This window comes from Kiloniella sp. (assembly GCF_048270245.1).
Taxonomy (GTDB): domain Bacteria; phylum Pseudomonadota; class Alphaproteobacteria; order Kiloniellales; family Kiloniellaceae; genus Kiloniella.
On the sequence record NZ_JBLWTH010000006.1, the window covers coordinates 174,803 to 195,836 of the forward strand.

18 protein-coding genes are annotated in these 21,034 nt (G+C 44.4%); 8 read left to right on the top strand and 10 right to left on the bottom strand.

The genetic code is table 11. The features are described 5' to 3' along the window. The first annotated feature begins 36 nt into the window (after nucleotides 1–36). Nucleotides 37–1,419 carry an aspartate aminotransferase family protein gene (locus tag ACN0W5_RS14910; protein WP_417454882.1) on the top strand — a complete coding sequence of 461 codons (1,383 nt, stop codon included), beginning with the start codon at nucleotides 37–39 and terminating at the stop codon, nucleotides 1,417–1,419. A gap of 60 nt (nucleotides 1,420–1,479) precedes the next feature. Here ACN0W5_RS14910 and ACN0W5_RS14915 read toward each other — a convergent pair whose 3' ends face one another. After that, nucleotides 1,480–2,307 carry a 3-keto-5-aminohexanoate cleavage protein gene (locus tag ACN0W5_RS14915; protein ID WP_417454883.1) on the bottom strand — a complete coding sequence of 276 codons (828 nt, stop codon included), beginning with the start codon at nucleotides 2,305–2,307 and terminating at the stop codon, nucleotides 1,480–1,482. Nucleotides 2,308–2,309: 2 nt separating this feature from the next. Then, entirely contained in the window at nucleotides 2,310–3,644 is a 1,335-nt protein-coding gene (locus ACN0W5_RS14920; RefSeq protein WP_417454884.1) for an aspartate aminotransferase family protein, read from the bottom strand. Between the two features lie 148 nt (nucleotides 3,645–3,792). On the opposite strand from ACN0W5_RS14920, the gene ACN0W5_RS14925 reads away from it, so the two are divergent. The 5 genes from ACN0W5_RS14925 to ACN0W5_RS14945 all read left to right on the top strand — a co-directional run bounded on the left by ACN0W5_RS14925 (nucleotide 3,793) and on the right by ACN0W5_RS14945 (nucleotide 10,316). After that, entirely contained in the window at nucleotides 3,793–4,686 is an 894-nt protein-coding gene (locus tag ACN0W5_RS14925) for a MurR/RpiR family transcriptional regulator (RefSeq protein WP_417454885.1), read from the top strand. Between the two features lie 537 nt (nucleotides 4,687–5,223). Next, a complete protein-coding gene (locus ACN0W5_RS14930; protein WP_417454886.1) occupies nucleotides 5,224–6,189 on the top strand; it encodes a TAXI family TRAP transporter solute-binding subunit in 966 nt (321 codons plus the stop codon). Between the two features lie 198 nt (nucleotides 6,190–6,387). After that, the gene (locus tag ACN0W5_RS14935) at nucleotides 6,388–9,207 is read left to right on the top strand and encodes a TRAP transporter permease (RefSeq protein ID WP_417454887.1); all 2,820 of its coding nucleotides are present in this window, start codon (nucleotides 6,388–6,390) and stop codon (nucleotides 9,205–9,207) included. Nucleotides 9,208–9,219: 12 nt separating this feature from the next. After that, entirely contained in the window at nucleotides 9,220–9,648 is a 429-nt protein-coding gene (locus ACN0W5_RS14940) for a universal stress protein (protein WP_299381085.1), read from the top strand. A gap of 266 nt (nucleotides 9,649–9,914) precedes the next feature. Then, nucleotides 9,915–10,316: a DoxX family protein gene (locus ACN0W5_RS14945; RefSeq protein ID WP_417454888.1), complete on the top strand. Its 402-nt coding sequence runs from the start codon at nucleotides 9,915–9,917 to the stop codon at nucleotides 10,314–10,316. A 72-nt stretch (nucleotides 10,317–10,388) separates the two neighbouring features. Here the strand turns inward: ACN0W5_RS14945 and ACN0W5_RS14950 are convergent, their stop codons facing one another. Then, nucleotides 10,389–11,645, bottom strand: coding sequence for a multidrug effflux MFS transporter (locus ACN0W5_RS14950; protein ID WP_417454889.1), 1,257 nt, complete (start codon nucleotides 11,643–11,645; stop codon nucleotides 10,389–10,391). A gap of 46 nt (nucleotides 11,646–11,691) precedes the next feature. Beyond that, a complete protein-coding gene (locus ACN0W5_RS14955) occupies nucleotides 11,692–12,612 on the bottom strand; it encodes a LysR family transcriptional regulator (protein ID WP_417454890.1) in 921 nt (306 codons plus the stop codon). Between the two features lie 127 nt (nucleotides 12,613–12,739). Here ACN0W5_RS14955 and betC point away from each other — a divergent pair, with 127 nt between their 5' ends. Together betC and ACN0W5_RS14965 are read left to right on the top strand one after the other, a co-directional pair. Further along, nucleotides 12,740–14,263 carry a choline-sulfatase gene (gene betC, locus ACN0W5_RS14960; protein ID WP_417454891.1) on the top strand — a complete coding sequence of 508 codons (1,524 nt, stop codon included), beginning with the start codon at nucleotides 12,740–12,742 and terminating at the stop codon, nucleotides 14,261–14,263. A 243-nt stretch (nucleotides 14,264–14,506) separates the two neighbouring features. After that, entirely contained in the window at nucleotides 14,507–15,406 is a 900-nt protein-coding gene (locus ACN0W5_RS14965) for an ATP-binding protein (RefSeq protein WP_417454892.1), read from the top strand. A 45-nt stretch (nucleotides 15,407–15,451) separates the two neighbouring features. Here the strand turns inward: ACN0W5_RS14965 and ACN0W5_RS14970 are convergent, their stop codons facing one another. The 6 genes from ACN0W5_RS14970 to ACN0W5_RS14995 all read right to left on the bottom strand — a co-directional run bounded on the left by ACN0W5_RS14970 (nucleotide 15,452) and on the right by ACN0W5_RS14995 (nucleotide 21,032). Continuing rightward, nucleotides 15,452–16,642, bottom strand: a complete 1,191-nt coding sequence (locus tag ACN0W5_RS14970) for a PP2C family protein-serine/threonine phosphatase (protein ID WP_417454893.1) — start codon at nucleotides 16,640–16,642, stop codon at nucleotides 15,452–15,454. A gap of 65 nt (nucleotides 16,643–16,707) precedes the next feature. Beyond that, a complete protein-coding gene (locus ACN0W5_RS14975) occupies nucleotides 16,708–17,016 on the bottom strand; it encodes an STAS domain-containing protein (RefSeq protein WP_417454894.1) in 309 nt (102 codons plus the stop codon). A gap of 66 nt (nucleotides 17,017–17,082) precedes the next feature. Then, nucleotides 17,083–18,291, bottom strand: a complete 1,209-nt coding sequence (locus tag ACN0W5_RS14980; RefSeq protein ID WP_417454895.1) for a methyl-accepting chemotaxis protein — start codon at nucleotides 18,289–18,291, stop codon at nucleotides 17,083–17,085. 69 nt (nucleotides 18,292–18,360) lie between these two features. After that, the gene (locus ACN0W5_RS14985; protein ID WP_417454896.1) at nucleotides 18,361–19,428 is read right to left on the bottom strand and encodes a protein-glutamate methylesterase/protein-glutamine glutaminase; all 1,068 of its coding nucleotides are present in this window, start codon (nucleotides 19,426–19,428) and stop codon (nucleotides 18,361–18,363) included. A gap of 13 nt (nucleotides 19,429–19,441) precedes the next feature. Further along, nucleotides 19,442–20,119, bottom strand: a complete 678-nt coding sequence (locus ACN0W5_RS14990) for a hypothetical protein (RefSeq protein ID WP_417454897.1) — start codon at nucleotides 20,117–20,119, stop codon at nucleotides 19,442–19,444. A gap of 1 nt (nucleotide 20,120) precedes the next feature. Then, nucleotides 20,121–21,032, bottom strand: coding sequence for a CheR family methyltransferase (locus ACN0W5_RS14995; protein ID WP_417454898.1), 912 nt, complete (start codon nucleotides 21,030–21,032; stop codon nucleotides 20,121–20,123). Between the last annotated feature and the right edge of the window lie 2 nt (nucleotides 21,033–21,034).

The following is a 21,034-nucleotide window of genomic DNA, read 5'->3' on the forward strand; positions in this document are numbered from 1 at the left end:
CTGAACGTTTGGGGCAGAAAGTTTAAGGAAAGTAATATGCTTAGAAATGATCAATTGGCTGAGTGGGATCGCGATAATTTTTTCCACCCTTCAACACATCTCGCACAATTTGCCCGTGGAGATCTTCAAAACCGGGTGATTTCTGGTGGTGAAGGTCTTTATATTGAAGACCGTGATGGCAACAAAACGCTGGATGCCTTTGCGGGACTTTACTGTGTGAATATTGGCTATGGGCGTCAGGAAGTTGCGGATGCAATTGCGGCACAGGCCAAAGAACTTGCCTATTATCATTCCTATGTTGGTCATGGGACCGAAGCGTCTATTACATTGGCCAAAATGATTTTGGACCGGGCACCTGCCAATATGTCCAAAGTATATTTTGGGTTATCTGGCTCTGATGCAAACGAAACCAATATCAAACTGGTTTGGTATTATAATAATGTGTTGGACCGCCCGAAGAAAAAGAAAATTATTTCAAGATGGCGCGGCTATCATGGTTCTGGCTTGATGACGGGTTCTTTGACAGGCCTTGAGTTATTCCATAACAAATTTGATCTGCCATTGTCGCAAGTCGTACACACTGATGCGCCTTATTACTTCCGTCGTGAGAACGTGGATCAGACAGAAGCCGAGTTTGTGCAGCAATGTGTCGATAGTCTGGAAGAGCTTATCGCCCGAGAAGGGGCGGATACCATTGCGGCCTTCATTGGTGAGCCTGTTTTGGGTACTGGAGGCATTGTGCCGCCACCAGCCGGGTACTGGAAAGCTATTCAGGCAGTTTTGAAGAAACACGATATTCTGTTGATCGCGGATGAGGTTGTAACTGGCTTTGGTCGTCTAGGATCAATGTTTGGATCTGATCACTATGATATCGAGCCAGATATTATCACGATCGCGAAAGGCTTAACATCAGCGTATGCGCCTTTGTCAGGTTCAATTGTATCTGACAAAGTCTGGAAAGTTCTCGAAGAAGGGACGGATAAACTAGGGCCGATCGGTCACGGTTGGACCTATTCGGCACATCCGATTGGTGCTGCTGCGGGTGTTGCAAACCTGAAGCTGATTGATGAAATGAATTTGGTTAGTAACGCACGCGAAATGGGGGCCTATTTCAACGAAGGTCTAAAGAGTGCGCTGTCTGACATTTCTATTGTTGGCGATGTCCGAGGCGAAGGTATCCTATCGGCTATTGAATTTGTTAAAGACCGAGATGATCGTATTTTCTTTGATGCAGCGGATAAAGTTGGACCGCAAATTGCCACTGCTCTGCTCGAGCGGAGTAAGGTAATTGGTCGGGCGATGCCGCAAGGTGATATTCTTGGGTTTGCGCCACCACTTTGCATGACGAAGGATGAAGCCGATATTATTATTGAAGCTGCGAGAGATGCGATAGCTTCTGTTGCAGTAAAAGTTCTCTAAATTTTGAAGTTCACACCAACTATCCGGATATAGCTTGTCCTGGATAGTTGGTGTTTTCGTTCAGATGATACCGAGAAGTTCTCGTGCCTCCTGCGCCGTCGCGATTGTTTTACCCATTGCTAGGGCATTGTCGCGAGTTTGTTCTATTATCTCTGCTGTCGATATTGCTTCTTTGCCGGAGCTAAGGTGGGAATTGTTTTCAAAACCAACGCGGGCATGACCGCCTTGTTTGATGGCCTCGGACACGCATTGGGCTTCGCTGTGACCAAAGGCGCATACAAACCACGGCCCAAGGTCAATGGTTTTTGGATCTTGTTTAATCTTTAAGAAGAGGTCCAGCTCTTCAATTTTTCCTAGGTTGTCTGAAGCATAGCGACCCAGAACAAAAAGAAGGGATGGTTGATTTACTGGTATCGAGCCTTTTTGGATCAAAAGCAGGAAGCGTTTGAAATCTTCAGCATCGTAGAGAATGTGTTGGACGTGAACAGAGGCATCTTGCGCCCAGTGGTAGAATTCAGATCCCTTTATCTCTCCACCTTCGGGCATCATTTCTCTTAAGGCAACACTGACGGCTTCGGGCTGGACGTTCTTAACGCAAGAAATTTGTTCTTGTTGGTTGAATCTTCCAACGGCCTCTGTCGTTATCTGAACCAAGAGATCACGGCCGATGGCCTCTTTAATGCCGGAGAGAACGTCTGTGTAAAGGCCGGAATCAAGAACATGTTGCTGATCCTGGTCTCTGACATGAAGGTGAACCATCGCTGCGCCTACTTTTTGGCAAGCGACAGCCTCTTCAATGATTTGAGGTACTGTCACAGGCAAGTTCGGATGATCTGACCTGGTTTTTCTGGCGCCATTCGGGGCTGCCATCAGAATGGTTGGGGTCATTTTCAGTTTTCCAGTGAATCAAAGACGGATGAAAAGCTGGTGGACAGTTTCTCGACAATTTCTTCAATATGCTGCTCTTCTATAATAAAGGGCGGTGCGAGCAGCACATGGTCGCCGTTCTTACCATCAATGGTTCCGGGCATAGGATAACAGATCAGACCGTTTTCAAAGGCCGTCTTTTTGATCTTTGCGTGAACGGTTAGGCTTGGATCAAAAGGTGTTTTTGTTTCTCTGTCCTTTACCAGTTCCAGTGCAATGAATAGACCGCGACCTCTGATGTCGCCGACAAATGGGTGTTGCCCAAATTTGTCTGATAGAGCCTGCATAAGCTGTTCTGAACGCTTATTAACGTTGTCGATAAGGTTACGTTCTAACATTGTTGAGATAACAGCGTATCCGGCGGCGCAGGCGGTCGGGTGTCCCTGATAAGTATGACCGTGTTGGAAAAAACCGGAACCATTTTCGATAGCGCTATAGACTTTCCTGGTACATAACATGGCACCGATAGGTTGGTAGCCCGCACCCAGCCCCTTTGCGATACAGAGAATGTCTGGAGTAACACCGTCGTGCTCGCAGGCAAAGAGGGTGCCTGTACGTCCCATGCCGCACATGACTTCGTCGAGAATTAGCAGTACGCCGTATTGGTCGCAGATTTCGCGTATGCGTTTTAAGTATCCGGGGGCTGCGGCAACCGCCCCCATTGTCGCTCCGACAACGGGCTCGCAAATAAAGGCCGAAACTTTCTCTGGTCCAATTTTAAGGATCTCAGCCTCTAATCGGTTTGCGGCGCGTAACCCATATGCTTCGTCGCTCTCGCCTTCTTGTTGGTCGCGATAGGGGTAACATGGATCAATATGCGACATAGGAACAAGCATGGGCATGAAGGGTTCTCGTCGCCACTTGTTGCCCCCTGCGGAAAGGGCCCCAATGGTATTGCCATGATAGCTTTGCCAGCGGGCGATGACGTGGGATTTGTCATTATCTCCGCGTTCCAGATGGTATTGTCTCGCGAGCTTTAGTGCGGCCTCAACGGCTTCTGAGCCCCCGGAAACATAATAGACACGATCCAGTCCTTCCGGCGCATTTTCTATAAGTAGGTCGGCCAGTTGTTCTGCTGGTTCTGTCGTGAAAAAGCCGGAATGGGCAAAAGCTAGTTGGTCAGTTTGTTTTTTTATTGCCTCTTGAACTGTATGGTCTGAATGCCCCAGGCAGGAAACTGCTGCGCCACCAGAACCATCAAAATAACGCTTGCCGTTTTGATCAATGACGTAACAGCCTTCACCTGCAACAGCCGTAGGCAGTTTGGTTTTGGTGTGGCGTGGAAATACGTGCCCCATGTTTATTTCTCCGGGAAGCTCAAAAGCGAAGTAAAGCGTTTGCTAAATGTAAAACATGACAAATAGAGTTCGTTAAAATACCGTTTGTGTCAATAAGCGAAATATAATAACATTTGTTATGTTTTGGGTGCGTTGATAGAGGATAAAAATGAGTCAGGTAGATAAAGCCCGCATTGTTGAGCGTCTGACAAAAGAATTGAACGCTTATCCTCGTAGTTTACGCCGAGTTGCTATGTTTATCATTGATAATCCTGCCAAGTTTGGCATGAAATCAATTCGTGATTGTGCTGAAGCCACAAGTGTAAGTACGAATACCTTGGTTCGCTTGGCACAAAAGTTGGGTTTTGAAAGTTATAACCAGTTAAGAGAGCCATTCAGGGCAGCTTTAACAGCCAGTGCATCAAATTCAAACACGACACAATGGGTGAATGAGCTTTATGATCGTGGCGGGATCGAACGGGTCCGAGCGGATACAGTTACCAGTGTGATTGGTAATGTTACGGAAGCTTTGCGTCATAATGAGGCCGAGGATATTGAGCAGGCCGCGGATATGATCTTGAGCGCAAGAAACGTATATCTGATGGGGACACGCGCACCTTACACCTTGATACACTACCTCTATTATGTCGGTCGAATGGCATTACCTAATTTAATTGTAACGCCGGGACATGCCAATTCACCTGTGGATGAAATCCTGACGGTTGAGGCTGAAGATGTGGTGCTCGCGGTTTCAATTTCACCCTTCTCGAGAGAAACGATCGAGGCGTGTAAGATTGCTAAATCAAGAGGATCCAAGTTGATCTTGATGTCTGACAGTACGGCCAATTCCCTCCCTCTCAAGCCCGATGTAACCCTAATCTCACCAATTACGACGCCTCGGAATTATAAAAATTTTGTTGGCTTTGACAGTTTTGTCGGCTTTTTTGCTTTGGCTGAGTGGCTTATGACAACGTTGATAGAAAAAGGCGCGCCGGATACAAAGCAAAGAATCCAGAGTTTTAACGAATACCGAAAAGAAACAAATGTCTTCTGGAAGTCTTGAACTGCGCCATTCTCAAAGGATGGGTAGCTCTAGATTTTTTGAAGATTCGTGGTGTTGAGGTTAAAAAAAGAACAAATGTTATCTGTTGACTGTAAATATTACATACGCAACCATGTCAGCGGTAAAGAACTCATAAAGTAGTTCAATCAGACAGGGAAAAATGAATTGGCTATTTCTTTAGTGATTGGTTTGACGTAAGCTAAGCACATGAAACGAAAGTAGATTCGAAAAGGTAACAACGGATCCTAGATACTTTTTGTAGCGTTCTGAACTGTTTTGTTTTAGGACACTACTGCCAAAAAATAATTATTTACCTGTCAGAATATAAAGAATTCTACGGTGCTTTTGCATCGAGGGAGTGTTGGGAATTTGTGACAAAGACCCAATGGTTAGAAAATTTAATTGTCATTAATTTGATAGTTAATCGTATTCGTTTGTGGTTCGGCACATGAATATGTCTGTAGGATAAAACAGCTGAAAAAGTTGATATCTTGCAGGATAGATAAGTTACTAAAAGCATGAAACCAAGGAGTAGGCATGTTTGTAAAAAAAATGGCAATGACAGCAGTAGCAGGTGCGGCACTGATGACGTCCGCAGCTTTTGCTGACACAAATCACGTTGTGATCGGTACAGGTGGCCAGACAGGCGTTTATTACGCTGTTGGTGGCGCTATTTGCCGTTTGGTAAATAAAGGTACGAAAGATCACGAGATCAACTGTACACATAAAACTGGCGGTTCTGTTGCTAATATTAATGGCATGCGTGCTGGTGATCTGGATATGGGTGTTGCTCAATCTGATTGGCAGTACCATGGTTATAATGGCACTGCGCCAGATAAATTCCCAGATGGTGCTTACAAAGAGCTTCGTGCAGTATTCTCTGCTCATCCAGAGCCATTTACCGTGGTTGCACGTGCTGATTCCGGAATCAAAACCTTTGAAGATCTAAAAGGTAAAAAAGTGAACGTGGGTAACCCGGGTTCCGGTGCACGCGCAACGATGGAAGTTGTGATGGGGGAAATGGGTTGGGCAATGAGTGATTTCGCTCTTGCGTCCGAGCTGAAATCTTCAGAGCAAGCCGCTGCTCTTTGCGATGGTAAAGTTGATGCCATTGTGTTCACAGTTGGTCACCCATCAGGCACGATTAAAGAAGCCACAACATCTTGTGATTCGAAGCTTATCAATGTTGATAACGACGTAATTCAGAAGCTTGCTGCTGATAATGATTATTACGCTATGACCACTATTCCTGGTGGCATGTATAATGGTTCTGATGATGACACGACAACCTTTGGTGTTGGTGCAACATTTATCAGTTCTACAGCAGTAGACGATGAAGTAGTTTATCAAATGGTGAAAGCTGTTTTCGATAACTTCAAGCGTTTCAAAAAAATGCACCCGGCATTTGAGAACCTGAAAGAAGAAGACATGATCTCTAAAAATCTGTCTGCACCTCTGCATGATGGCGCTGTTCGCTATTACAAAGAACGTGGCTGGATGTAATCAGTCGTCCTTAAATAAGGCGGGAAGGTTTTACTTTCCCGCCTTTTCTATAATTGTGTAACGGTTGCCTTTTAAATGTTCGTGTGATGTTTCCAGTCTGCATAATACTGTATTTTGGATTACACGAATAACAATCAAATAAAATTACCAAGGGTACCGTGTGATCAGCATCGGGCGCAGATAACAGGGATATGGGGTATGGCATCAGAAAATTCTGAAAGTGCAAAATTAAGTGACGAGGAACTACAAGACCTTGTCGCTTCTACGGATACGGGTGGACGTGTCCCATCTAATCAAAAGATAATCACATTACTTGCTGCAACAGCACTAATATGGTCAATTTTCCAAGTTTGGATCGCGTCCCCATTACCATATACAATTGGGTGGGGTGCTTTTTCCGGCCGTGAAGCGCGACCAATACATTTGGCGTTTGCTATATTTCTTGCATTTTTGGCTTACCCCGCTTTTAAAAGCTCTCCACGGCGGAGGATACCGCTTGGGGATTGGGCCTTTGCCATTATCGGTAGCTTGTGTGCCTTCTATCTTTTCCTCGCAGATACAGCCTTAATAAAAGCGATCTCTGGCTCAAGATTATCTGATCGTTCTGGTAATCCGAATGATGTCGATATCGTTGTGGCAATTATCGGTATGGCTTTGCTCCTCGAAGCGACGCGTAGAGCCCTTGGGCCCCCGTTGATGGTGGTGGCAATGGTTTTTCTTGGCTACACATTTTTCGGCCCCTATGCCCCTGATTTAATCGCTTGGAAAGGATCATCCTTTGGCGGAACAGTTGACCAGCAATGGACATCAACCAATGGCGTTTTTGGTATTGCATTAGGTGTATCGACGGATCTGGTTTTCCTCTTTGTTCTTTTTGGCGCCTTACTTGATCGCGCAGGTGCTGGTAATTATTTTATCAAGGTTGCTTTCTCATTAATGGGGCACTTTAGTGGTGGACCTGCAAAGGCTGCGGTTGTTGCATCTGGCATGACAGGCCTTATTTCTGGATCATCCATCGCAAATGTGGTGACGACGGGTACTTTCACGATTCCGATGATGAAACGTGTCGGATTTAATTCAGAAAAAGCAGGGGCCGTTGAGGTCGCATCTTCTGTGAATGGGCAGATCATGCCGCCGGTTATGGGCGCTGCGGCGTTCTTGATGGTGGAGTATGTAAATATTCCATACTTCGAGGTTGTTAAACACGCCTTCTTGCCAGCGATAATTTCATATATTGCGCTTGTGTATATTGTGCACCTTGAAGCACAAAAATTGCACATGAAGGGTCTAACCCGTGCTGGTGAAGTTAAAACTGCGCGTGATGTTGTCTTGTCTTGGTTGATCTCTTTATCAGGCATTTTTGCATTGGCCGGAGGGCTAACATATGCTTCTGAAGCTTATCAGTTCTTACAGGGAACATCGGAAAGATTAATCGCGGTTTTGGTTATTTTAGTTATACAGTTTGGTATAATTAAAATGGTGAAAAGCAAGACTAGTGTGAGTACCTATGCAAGAACGATTTCTACTGGCGCTGTTGTGTTGGGTAATGCAGTTATCGTCTCTTTTGGTCTGTTCTTCCTGATCAATTTTATTCAAGATACGGCTGGTAAAGAGCTTACACCTTGGGTTGTTGGGGCTTTGGTTCTTGTTGCCTATCTTTTCTTGGCAAAGTATAGCTCTCAGTATCCAGATTTGGAGATTGATGATCCAAACCAACCCATTGCGAAGTTACCAGAAGTCGGCCCAACGTTAAAATCTGGACTGCACTTCCTTTTACCCGTTGTCGTTTTAATCTGGTGTTTGATGGTTGAGCGGCTTTCACCAAGCTTGTCTGCCTTCTGGGCCACCGCATTAATGCTGTTTATACTTCTGACGCAGCGCTTTCTTTTTGCAATGTTCCGGAACGAAGCAAAGAACGGTACGTTCAAACGAGGGCTTGAAGAACTCGTTGAAGGGATGATCGCCGGTGGACGCAACATGATCGGTATCGGCATTGCAACAGCTGCTGCCGGTATCATTGTTGGGGCGGTAGATCAAACTGGTGTCGGCGGTAAGCTAGCTGCTTTGGTTGAGTTCCTCTCACTTGGTCATATTATGCTTATTCTTTTCTGGACGGCTATTTTAAGCCTGATCCTTGGGATGGGCTTGCCAACAACAGCAAACTATATTGTTGTTTCGTCACTTCTGGCACCTGTGATCGTGGCTCTTGGTCAGCAAAACGGACTGATCGTACCGCTTATTGCCGTGCATTTGTTTGTGTTCTATTTCGGAATTATGGCGGATGTGACGCCCCCGGTTGGACTTGCTTCCTTTGCTGCCGCGGCGGTATCTGGTGGCGATCCTATCCGGACAGGGTTTGTTGCTTTCTTCTACTCCTTGCGAACAGCTCTGTTGCCGTTCCTGTTTATTTTTAACACTGACTTGCTGCTTATTGATGTATCTCTATTAGAAGGGGTCCTTATCTTTATAATAGCAACCGCGGCGATGTTGATATTTACGGCGGGGTCACAAGGGTACTTTTTTGCAAAGTCGAAGATCTGGGAATCGGCGGCACTTCTTTTGATTGCATTCACATTATTCCGTCCCGGTTTTTGGCTGGATTATGTTGTCGCACCATATGAAGAAAGAGGTGGTGACCAGTTGGTTCAGGCAATGGCAGATGTTAATCCTGGTGATGAACTTCGATTGTTGATTGATGGTACAGATGATGTTGGTGATGCTATTACTTTAACGATGCTTGTTAAAGTCGGAGATGAAGCTACCGGAGAAGAGCGTGTCGAATCGTATGGTCTCGAGTTGCTTGAAGACGAAGGTAAAGTCATCGTTGATGGCGTTGGGTTTGATAGTGCAGCCGAAAAAGCGGGTTTCGATTTCGATCAGGTTATCACATCAGTTGGTGTGCCGATCGAACGTCCAGCAAAAGAGCTTTTCTATATACCTGCTTTCTTGCTGCTTGGCTTAATCATTATGCTGCAACGTCGCCGTCGTGATCTTCTTGCGCAAACTGCAACTGCTTAGTGGAGAAAAATAATGTTTAAACATATCCTATTGGCAGTCGATCTTGATCAGAAAGATAGCTGGGGCAAGGCACTGCCGACCAGTGTTGAATATGCCAAGGCTTTTGGGTCAACACTTCATATTATGACGGTTGTCCCTAACTTTGGTAGCAGCATTGTGAGCTCTTTCTTTCCGAAGGATCATGAAGAGCAGATGATGGAAGGGGCAAACAAAGCTTTGCATAAGTTTGTCGATGAAAACATCCCTGATGGTATCAAGGTTCAACACATTATCGGACACGGAAATGCCTATGAAGAAATTCTACGCATTTCGGAAAAGATAAATACTGACGTGATTATCATGGGGGCACATCGCCCACGGATGGAAGATTATCTGCTGGGACCAAATGCGGCGCGGGTCGTTCGTCACGCAAAGTGCTCTGTTCTGGTGGTTCGTGACTAATTACGGATAAACAACTTTAGCAAAAATATTTCAGGCCCGATCATGAAAATGGTGGGGCCTGTTTTGTTTCCCCCGACAGGTGATTTGTGGAAGCCATTGAAAAGATGGACCTTCTTTTTTCGTTGTGTCATCATGTTCGAAAGTTTTTTCTTTTGATGGGAACAGATCAAGGGACAAAGCAAGACGAAACAACAGATACGAAGAGCGCTTTTTCTGCCCTTGATAAAAATGCTCTGGTAGCGTGAAGACGCTAGGGGGATAGATAGATGGGCCTTTTTCATAACACATCGCTGGGATTATTTCTTCTTCGCCTTGGTCTTGGTGGAATGATGATCTTGCATGGTATTCACAAGCTGGGAAATCCGGGATCAATTCAATTTATTGGCGGTAAGTTAGCCTCTTTGGGATTACCTGAGTTTATGGCTTATGGTGTGTTTGTTGGTGAGGTGATTGCACCGCTGATGATTATCGGGGGATTTTATTCACGACTAGGATCTTTTTTGGTCGCTGTTAATATGATTTTTGCGCTGGTGCTTGTTCACAGTCACCAACTCATGCTCTTGAACAATCAAGGTGGTTGGCAGTTAGAATTACAGGGGTTCTTCCTGATCTCGGCCTTGGCGCTTCTTTTTTCTGGTAGTGGTCGTTACGCGATTAAGCCTGATTAAAATTTTATCTGGTTAGAGAACTGGAAAGCAGCGCACACGATTTTTGTGCGCTGCTTTCGTTTTTTAAAGTTGTTATGTAAGTTGCGTTTCTGACTGTCTTTCTATCCAAAGCATGATACCTAGCGAAATAAGGCCGAGGATGGCAAAGGAATAAACCAGAGGCAAAATCGTGGTGTCGTAGCTTTGGCCGATGGTGATACCGATTGCCATGCAGATATATGTTGTGAAGGATCCAACAACGGCGGAGCCAAGGCCAGCAAGCTTGCCAAGAGGTTCCATGGCAAGGGTATTGAAATTCCCGAATAGAATGCCGATACAAAAGAAACTCAACATCATATAGACCATAAATGACCAAAGGTGTGGTTGTCCTGAGGCTAGGTTTGCCGGCACCAGAAAAAGTATGGCAAGAATGGTCATGGTGATCAGGGCAATTTTTGACAACTTTCTCATACCAAATTTCATGACAAGATTGGCATTGGTCAGTGAAGCTGCGCCGATAGAAAGGGACAAGATCGCAAAGTAGATCGGGAAGAGCTCTGTTATGCCGTATATATCCTGAAAGATCTGTTGAGCACTGGTGAGATAACCAATAAAGGCCCCAAAAATAATGCCGGCAGCAAGAGTATAGCCTAGGGACTGTTTGTTGGTAAGGATCGTTTTTAAGCCATTCCAGAAGTGCCCGAAGCTCAAGGAAATTCGACTTGCTTTTGACAGTGTTTCCGGTTGTCTGCCTGCAAACCAGACAAGGACAATGCTCGCGAGTAGAAAGAAGCTATAGAAAATAGCCTGCCAGTCAAAGAGCATCATAATCGAAAGGCCCAGGGCCGGGGCAATTGTCGGTACTATAATGAAAACGGCCATAATAAAGGACATAATACGCGCCATGGCGCGGCCTTCGAATTGGTCACGGACTAGGGCAACAGAAATTGTCCTTGGACCAGAAGCTCCGATGCCCTGAAGTAAACGTCCCAGAAGCATAATATTAAAGTCGCTGGCTGTTGCTGATATGATGGAACCGATGATAAAGATGGTTAAACCACAATAGATAACCGGCTTCCGCCCAATACTATCTGACCAAGGACCAAAGAAAATTTGTCCGGTGGCTAATCCAAAAAAAATGATTCCGATGACGAGTTGTACATCGTTTGGGTTTGTCACGGCTAGTTGTTGCCCTAACAAAGGAAGGGCAGGCATAACGGCATCAATTGACAAGGCAACCAGTGACATTAAAAAAGCCATAAGGGAGATGAATTCCCCTGAACTAAGGGGCGTTGTTGGGCGTGTGAATAGCATGGGACTCTCAAAAGGCACAAATATATACCTTTTCATATAAGAGCTCCTGTAAGTCGAGGCAAGTGAAGGTATTTTTATTGATCTATGAGCTTCGCGAAGAGTTCGTCTTGATCCAGTTGTAAACCTTTTTCACGTGGGGAGACGCGTCGTCTCTTTGTTCAAGGCAATAGGAGCGATCACTTCGCACTGATTGTGGCCAGGCAATGACAAGCTCGTTCTGTTCAAGATGCTCTTCAATAAGCCCCTTCCAGCCAAGGGCAAGACCCTGACTTCTTATCGCTGCTTGTATGACAAGGCTATAATTGCTTAGGCCAACAGCGGTTGTTTGCGTTGATTTTCTTACGCCTTGCTGTTTTAGCCAACTTTCCCAATTATGCCAGATTGCGTCTGGTGAAGCGGTTAAATCAAGTAGAGGGTTATTCCCGATAGCTGAAACATTTTGAAAAGGACCATGTTCTTCAAGAAATTGGGGGCTGCATATCGCAAAGACTTCTTCCTCAAAAAGAATATGATTTCGCGGATTTGTATAAGGTGACGTTTTTAACGAGATGATGAGGTCGCTTTGAAATGTAAGCGGGTTATTCGGGGTTTGAGATGTGAAAACCTGAATATCTATACCGCGTAGATCATTCCTCAGTTCTGCCAAACGTGGGACTAGCCAGTGCCCCGCAAAGGCAAAATCAGTGCTAATGCGCACTTGTTTCGTTGACTTTCTATTCTCGATGTTTCCAAAAACTTCGCGAACGGCCTGAAGGTTTTCGTGAGTAGAAGCAAAGAGAGCTTTGCCTGTCGGGGTTAATTTTACGCCGCGGTTCTGGCGCAGGAAAAGAGGCTCGCCAACAAAAGCTTCTAGGCGTTTAATTTTTTGGCTGAGAGCTGGTTGAGTGATTTTGAGCTGTGCAGCGGCTTTGGTTAAGCTACCTAATCGGCTTGCGGCATCAAAGGCGTGTAACTCAGCGATGTGAGTGTGAATTTTGTTATCTAAATTATTTATGACAGCCATATGGAATCTCAGTCTACAAGCTGGAATTTATTTATAATACAGTTTTGATCGTAATTTTTGTTATGTCTCGAGGTCAATCGAATTGTTGATATCTCAGATGATGTTTTTTGGATAGAGGATCCTGACAATGAGCGCACAACCAAACATTTTGATCATCATGGTTGATCAGTTAAACGGAACATTATTCCCAGATGGTCCGGCTGATTTTCTTCATGCGCCCCATCTCAAGGCTCTGTCGCAAAAGTCTGTGCGCTTTCAAAATAACTATACGGCAAGCCCTCTTTGTGCGCCGGGGCGTGCGTCATTTATGGCGGGGCAGTTACCTTCGAGAACAAGGGTTTATGATAATGCAGCTGAATATGCGTCAGATATCCCGACCTATGCGCATCATCTACGGCGGGCAGGGTATTACACCTGTCTGAGTGGAAAGATGCATTTCGTTGGGCCGGATCAGCTTCATGGTTTTGAAGATCGCCTGACGACCGATATCTATCCTGCTGATTTTGGGTGGACCCCTGATTACAGAAAACCCGGTGAGCGTATTGACTGGTGGTATCATAACCTTGGTTCTGTCACTGAAGCCGGGGTGGCGGAAATAAGCAACCAGATGGAATATGATGACGAAGTCGCATTTCATGCTCAACAAAAGCTTTACCAACTCGCCCGTGAGCAAAGTGAAGAGAAACGTCCCTGGTGTTTGACTGTTAGCTTTACGCATCCACACGATCCCTACGTTGCCCGCCGTGAGTTTTGGGATCTGTATAATGATTGTGAATATTTGGAACCGATGGTTGATCAGATTCCTTATGATGAGCAAGACCCACATTCTCAACGCATATATCTTGCGAATGACTATGAGAATTTTGATATCAAATCCGAGAACGTGAGGCGGTCGCGTCAGGCATACTTCGCGAACATTTCTTATCTTGATCACAAGGTCGGCGAGCTTGTCAGTGTTCTTGATCGCTGTCGGATGCGCGATGATACCATCATCGTTTTCTGCTCTGATCATGGTGATATGCTGGGTGAACGCGGACTGTGGTTCAAGATGAATTTCTTCGAAGGATCTGCACGCGTTCCCTTGATGATTTCGATTCCGAACGGTGATAGGGGTTTGGTAAATGCCCCTGTTTCAAATCTGGATGTCGTTCCGACCCTTGCTGATCTTGCCGGTGTTGATTTGAGCCAAGTTGAACCCTGGACGGATGGCGAGAGCTTGATTCCGTTAATGCAGGGTCGGGAACGGGTAAGTCCGGTTTATATGGAATATGCTGCAGAGGGTTCTTATGCGCCGTTGGTGGCTATTCGTGAGGGAAAATATAAATTCACATACTGTGAATTGGATCCGCCGCAACTCTTTGATCTGCAAGGAGATCCTTATGAATTAAATAATTTGGCTGAAGAGGGGCGTTATTCAGGCTTAGTCAAAGAATTTATGGCGAAAGTTCAAGACAGATGGGACATGTCTTTGTTTGATGCGCAAGTGCGTGAAAGTCAGGCGCGTCGCTGGGTTGTTTATGAAGCCTTGCGCAACGGTGGTTATTTTCCTTGGGATTTTCAACCTTTGCAAAAGGCATCAGAGCGATACATGCGTAACCATATGGATCTTAATGTTTTGGAGGGAAATGCACGCTTTCCTCGCGGTGAATAAGGTTTTGTTTGGAAACTCGAGAAGGACACCCGATATTAAATATCGGGTGTGTCGCTTGTGGGGTGATTTGGTTTTGGGTGTGCATTGAATGATTTAGGTGAATGTAAAATTCATTTCTCAGAAACGTTGAGCAATTATGGGTTGTTGGTATTTATCGTTTGTTTATACTTTTGAGCGTTAAATGAAGGGGGGGACCTTTATTGTAGCCGACGATCATGATCATGCCGAGGTCAGGGGGAATTAATGTTTTCCAAAGAACCGCGTATACTTTTGATAGAGCCGGATCAGGCTATTCGAACAGAAATCTGTGATTTCCTGACGGAGAAAAATTTTGAAGTCATCTGTTCTTTAGAGCCGGACAATGTTCTTTTTGATGAAGCTTTAAAAACAGATCCCGTCGGATTAATTTTGATTTCGGACGAATTTGACCGGGATTTACTGTCTGAATCATCTCTGGTTCTTGGGGCTCCTAAAAAGTTACCTCAGCAAATTCCGGCAGTTATCATGACTGAAATTGATAGCGGAAAATCACCGTTGGAATTGGTTGTGCATAACTGGTTCCATACGATTAAAAAGCCGTGTGATTCAGATATTTTATACTCTGTGACCTGTGCGGCGATTAATCAATTTAAGCATATTCGTGCATTGTTAAACGAAATTGAAACGCGCAGCTCTGCGATTGGTTTGATCACGTCTGGAACTTTTGAATTTCAATCCGTAGAAGAAGCCAGAAATTTAACGACAATGTTGAGCTTAGCCTGTCCCGGGGCAGATGGTATTGTAATAGGTTTGAACGAGTTACTTCAAAACGCAGTTGAGCATGGAAATCTTGAAATCGGATATGATTTGAAAACAGAGTTACTTGAAACAGGACGTTTGTATGATGAAATTCAAAGTCGTATCAAACTTGAGCCATTTGATTCAAGATTTGTCAGGGTTAATTATCAACGAACAGATAATGAAATTATTTTTGTCATTGAAGATGAAGGCAAAGGGTTTAACTGGCGTAAATATCTGACGATTGATGATGAACGGATACGGTCAAGTCATGGGCGGGGTATTGCTATGGCAAAGATGATGGCCTTTACCGAACTTACTTATAATGACGTAGGTAATCGTGTGACAGCTCGAATTGCTCTATGACTAAGGAGTATCTTATCCCCTGTAAAAATGCGTAACGCATTGTTGTTATAAATAATCAAAGCAAACCGCCGTCAGATCATCACGTAGCTTATTTCCACCTCTTTCAAAGAAGGTCGATATTAATTGATCCAGCAGCTTTGGTTTTGGCCTGCCACCAGTAAGGTACTTTACCAGCCCGATTAATTCTTCACCCTCCAGATATGTATCATTGTTCAATTTTGTTTCTATCAGGGCATCACTGAACGAAAAGAGGAAATGGTTCTTTGTAAAAGGAACTGTCTGAAGATCATATGTTGCTGTTCTAGTTATCCCAAGCGGTAACCCGGTTGTATCAAGGTACTGTAAATTATCGGGTTCTTCCCACAAGCCATAAATCGGCGGAGGGGACGCGGCGCCAGCATAACTCAAGGTGTTATTTTTGGGAGAAATCAAGCCAAGTATCATTGTCGCGTATTGCTCAGTTGGTAGCATATCGCACAAGCTTTGGTTAATGCTGGAAAGCAACCGATCTGGTTCTTGCCATGCTTCACCTACATTAAATAGAAGCGTGTGCAACCTAATAGTGTTTAGGGCCGATACGACACCATGCCCTGAAAAATCGGTGACATAAAAACCGATCGATCCATCATTTAAGGCGTGGACCCCCCAAAAGTCGCCACCGAGTTCTGATGATGGTTGGCACATAGAGGAAATTTGAATACCAGTTTGTTCTCGAATTTTTCTAAGGTGCTTGGAAGATGGCAATATGTTTTGCTGTACATCTTTTGCCATTGCCAGTTCGTCGGCAACTCGGGTTCTGTATCTTTCCCGGTTCTCAGTTAGAACTAAATTTTTAAGATGTAGTGTTGTCCGGATTACGAGTTCGAGTGCATTCACAGGTTTCGTAACAAGGTCACTCGCGCCGGCAGCAAATGCTTTAAGACGTTCTTCGTTGTCATGCATTGCGGTTTGGACAAGGATCGGTATAGATTCTGTTTTTTTCGTTTCTCGTACTTGGTAACAGACTTCCATGCCCCCCATAATTGGCATGATGAGATCGAGAATAATAAGGTCAGGGGGGGCCGCAGTTATTTTGGCCATAGCTTCCTGACCATTTTCAGCCTGTTGTATATTTTTAAACCCAGCTTTATGCAAAATAAGACTCATGACGTCTCGCAATGATTTTACATCATCAACAATCAAAATCTTCCGGTTTGCAAGTTGTTCAAAGGGTATGTCGTTTGGGTTCTGGGGCATGTAAATTCAGCCTAATTTGGCTTAGTTATTTTTTGAGATAAGCTATCTGTTATTGCTGGCATAGATTAGTCGTTTATTATCGGAACGATAGTTTCTAGTTTTGCAAGAGTGAACATTTTTTGAGTTTTCTCTCGCGGATTACTTATTGAAAATTTCCATCCTTCTTCTTCAGCCCTTTCATTCGCAACAAGAAACATACCTAAACCTGCAGAATCAATATACTCTACATCTCGTAAGTCCAATTGGATGGATCGGGATCCTGTTTTGACGGCTTCGTCAATCATATCGCGGAAAGTAGGGTGATCTGCAAAGGTAAATTCACCGGTCATTTTGCACTTTAGTAAAATTCCATCTGATTTAAGTGTATAGTCCATTTAGTGATATCCTTTTCCATATTATATCGCGAATTCAGGTCTGGGTTATGATTTGTCCCTACATTCTTAAAATAGCTCTATGTCATCTTCATCGTCTTCTGGCTGGGTAGCATTTACCTCGGATGTTGAAGTCTCTGTGCTTGTCGTGCTCTGGTCATCATAAAGTGCGTGCATAATGAAGCGTTCGCGCATTTCTCCCAGATGAAATCCATTGATAAGTTGGTTGAGCCATTCTCTATCAAGTTCCGGTGTTATTTTTTCACCAACTTGCTCTTCAGTTTTTGCTTTCATTTCTTCCCCCGCTTCTGACAAGACGTTCAAAGCGTCCAAAATATTACCAAGTCTTTGACTGGTTCGATCTTGGAATTGGATACCTGTAATCATTTCCGAGACCTGGCTCGTCATCGTGTCGGAATTACTTGCAGAGTTTTGGATAGTTGCACTGAAAGCTTCATTGCGTTCTATGAGACAAGTCATGATTTTTTCTATTCGATCTTTGGCCATGATATTTTCGGTCATATCAATAGAGGTGACTTCTTTCAGGTTTACCTGGCTATCAGATAAGGACTGAGAAACATCGGATATTTCTTGCCTAATTTGTCCTGAAAGATCGTTAATTGAGTTTGATAATTCCCTCACGCCATCGGCAACAACCGAAAAACCGGCCCCGGCTTCTCCGGCTCGCATGGCCTCTATTTTAGCATTCAGGGCGAGCAGGTTTGTTTGTTTTGTAACTGTTTCAATATCGGTTACCCTAGCTTGAACCTTTTCGACATTGCCAAGCAAATCTTCCATAGCATAGGCCATAGACATTCCGTGTTTTGCGACATGCAATATTTGTTCAACGACCGTGCTAATAGACCCATCCATGACATGGAGAATATCCGTTAAGGTTATTTCTTGATCATCGACAACCACTGTACTTGCTGATGCTATTATTGATTTAAGGTCTTCGGCTTGTTTTTGAGAGAAACTGGCGAGTTCTTGGAAGTTTTTAGACAGCTCTTCTGTTGATGTTTCAACAAGGTTACTCGCAACTTCAACCTCTTTTGTCAGCGCTTTAAAAGTTCTTTTTTGGACGTTGGATAAACCGACCCAAAGGGTTAGCAAATCATGCATACCTTCATGGCTTCCGACGGGGGGGAGTCCAGGGATAACGGGCAAGCTGTGATCGTCTGATGCCCCCTCCTGATCTACTGTCGCTTCTGGCTCAGCATCATCCATGGTCTTTTCCTTTTCAGGATCATAGATATTCGGTTGTGCTACCATAGCCATAAATTTCTCCTTACAGTGCGAGACACTACTCTCACGTTGTGTGGTACGGTGTCCGAGGTTTAATTATGTTTACACTCGGATATGCCTGTCTTTTGCTGCGCCACAGGCTGTTAACATTGTTTCCGTCATTTTGTTTAGGGGGACTTGTTGTTCGACAGCACCTATCTCATACGCTGCTTTAGGCATGCCATAAACAACACAAGAAACTTCGTCTTGCCCGAAAGTTTTTGCGCCAGCTTTCCGTAATTCGAGCATCCCTTCTGCACCATCTTTGCCCATACCAGTTAGAATAACACCGATGGCATTTTTGCCTGCCGCTTCGCAGGTAGAGTTGAACAAAACATCAACTGATGGCTTGTGACCTGATACAGCTTCGTCATCGGTTAATTGGCAGAGATAGTTTGCGCCAGAACGATGAAGCTTTAGATGTTTCCCCCCAGGGGCTATATAGACGTGCCCAGGAAGTACCCTTTCGCCGTGTTTTGCTTCGCTAACTGAAACAGCAGAAATTTTGTTTAAGCGGTCTGCAAAGGTTTTGGTAAACTTTTCTGGCATGTGCTGTGTCACGAGAACGGCCGGACTATTCGCCGGTAAGTTCTTGATCACAACACGCAGAGCTTCGACCCCACCAGTCGAAGCCCCAATGGCAATAATTTTTTCAGTTGTTGAAAACGTGATGTTTGAGAGAACAGACGAATCAAGCGGTGTTTGAGGGGGGCGCTCAAGTGTTTTTACTCTTGCTTGTGCCGCATTTTTTACTTTTTGTATAAGCTCATCAGCGCGATTTTCAATGCCACGTTTCATGTCGAGTTTGGGCTTAGGGAAAAAATCAACTGCGCCGAGTTCAAGCGCATTGATTGTTGCTTCGGCACCCTGCTGTGTTAAGGAGGAAACCATGACAACGGGCATGGGGCGGAGTGTCATTATTTTTTCCAGAAACGATAAACCATCCATTCTCGGCATTTCGATGTCCAAAGTGATCACATCAGGTAATAGCTGTTTGATCATTTGACGCGCTTGATACGGATCGGGGGCCGAGCCAACAACCTCGATTGATGGGTCTTGAGATAAAAGGGCTGATAAAAGCTCTCTCATAAGAGCAGAATCATCAACAATAAGGACTTTTATTGGGATCAAAATAACTTCCTACTCAAAATAATTCGACACTGCCTTCGATTTCTTGATGGTCAAGATTAGTGCGTAGCTTCCTTTCGTTCATGAGAACTTCTTCGTCAAATGCATGGGGCAAGAGTTTCATTTTTACGATTCCGGTCTTAGGAAAGAAGATAATTTTTCTGGCCTGAGTCCCCCCTAGATGTTGCGATGAAGGGGCTAGATGTTCGTTCTTTAAATAACGTTCAACAAACTGGACATTCTTCTCGCCCACAAGGTTGGATGAATTGAGAACATGTCCCCCACCAAAAAGTTTAATTTCCAGGCGATTTTTTGCGCCGCCCATGGCGAGAAGATCATTCAATAAGGTTTCCATGGCGTGATTTCCGTACCGCATAGCAGCACTGCTTCCGCCCCATTTTCCTGTGTCGCTTTCCGGGAGCATGAAATGATTCATTCCACCCACACCAAGCGCGGTGTCCCGAATACAGGCACTCACACATGAACCCAAAGTTGTTACCAGCATTTCGTCATGTCTGGATGTGACATAATGAGTACCCGGCATGATTTTTACGGCGTAATGCTTGAACTTTGGGTCGAAAAACCTTTTGGGTTCGCCTTCGTGTGGATGGCGCAGGTCTGTATCATCTGAATAAAAATGATCAGGAACTTTTTTTGTTGAGGGGGTGCTTTTATTATCAGTTGTTTGTAACATTTCACCCGTTCCTGTCGTATCGTTGATAAATGGTTTTACCAATGAGTTTGAGGTTGGTTTCGTTGGAAAGGCTTTCGGAATGGCCGATATAAAGCCAACTATCTGGCCTCAACATATTTGCATAGCGCTGACCAAGAGACATTTTTGTTGCTTGATCAAAATAGATCATGACATTTCGGCAAAAAATGATGTCGAAAGGGCCCTTCATAGGCCATTTTTCAAGTAAGTTAAGCTGTTTGAATGTGATCAGATCGCGTAAATCTGCGGTCATTTTGATCTGGGTATCTGATATATCGTGTGTATATTTTGTTCTAAATTTTTCTGGCATGCTTTCGGTTGATTTATTGTTGTAAACCCCGGTCATCCCGGTTTGAAGCATGCTTGTATCAAGATCTGTGGCTAAAATTTTAATATCAATCGGCGATGTCTTTTTCAAAAGCTCACTCATAACAATGGCTATTGAGTAAGGCTCCTCCCCAGATGAACACCCTGCAGACCAAAGACGAAGTCGACGTTTCTCGCCTCTATCGGACTGTGCTTGTGTAATTGTATGACAAGCATTGTAGAGGTGTTTGAAGTGGTGGGATTCCCTAAAAAATTTGGTTAAATTTGTTGTTATTGCATTTATTAGCATGCCCGTTTCATCTGTACTGTCAGCGCTATCCAGATACGCTAAGTATTCTTTGAACGAATACATACCCAGTTTTCTTAATCGTCTGGCAAGTCGGCCGTACACCATATTTTTTTTATTGTCTTTTAGGACGATGCCAGTTCTTTCATAAACCATCTTGGTTAAGGTATTGAACTCTTTATCTGAAAAGGGAAATTCACGCTCATGATTATCATCTGGAGCCTCTGTTACTGAGGCTCCAGATGAACGTGTGCCAGATGAAACGAGTGTAGATGAAATCATCT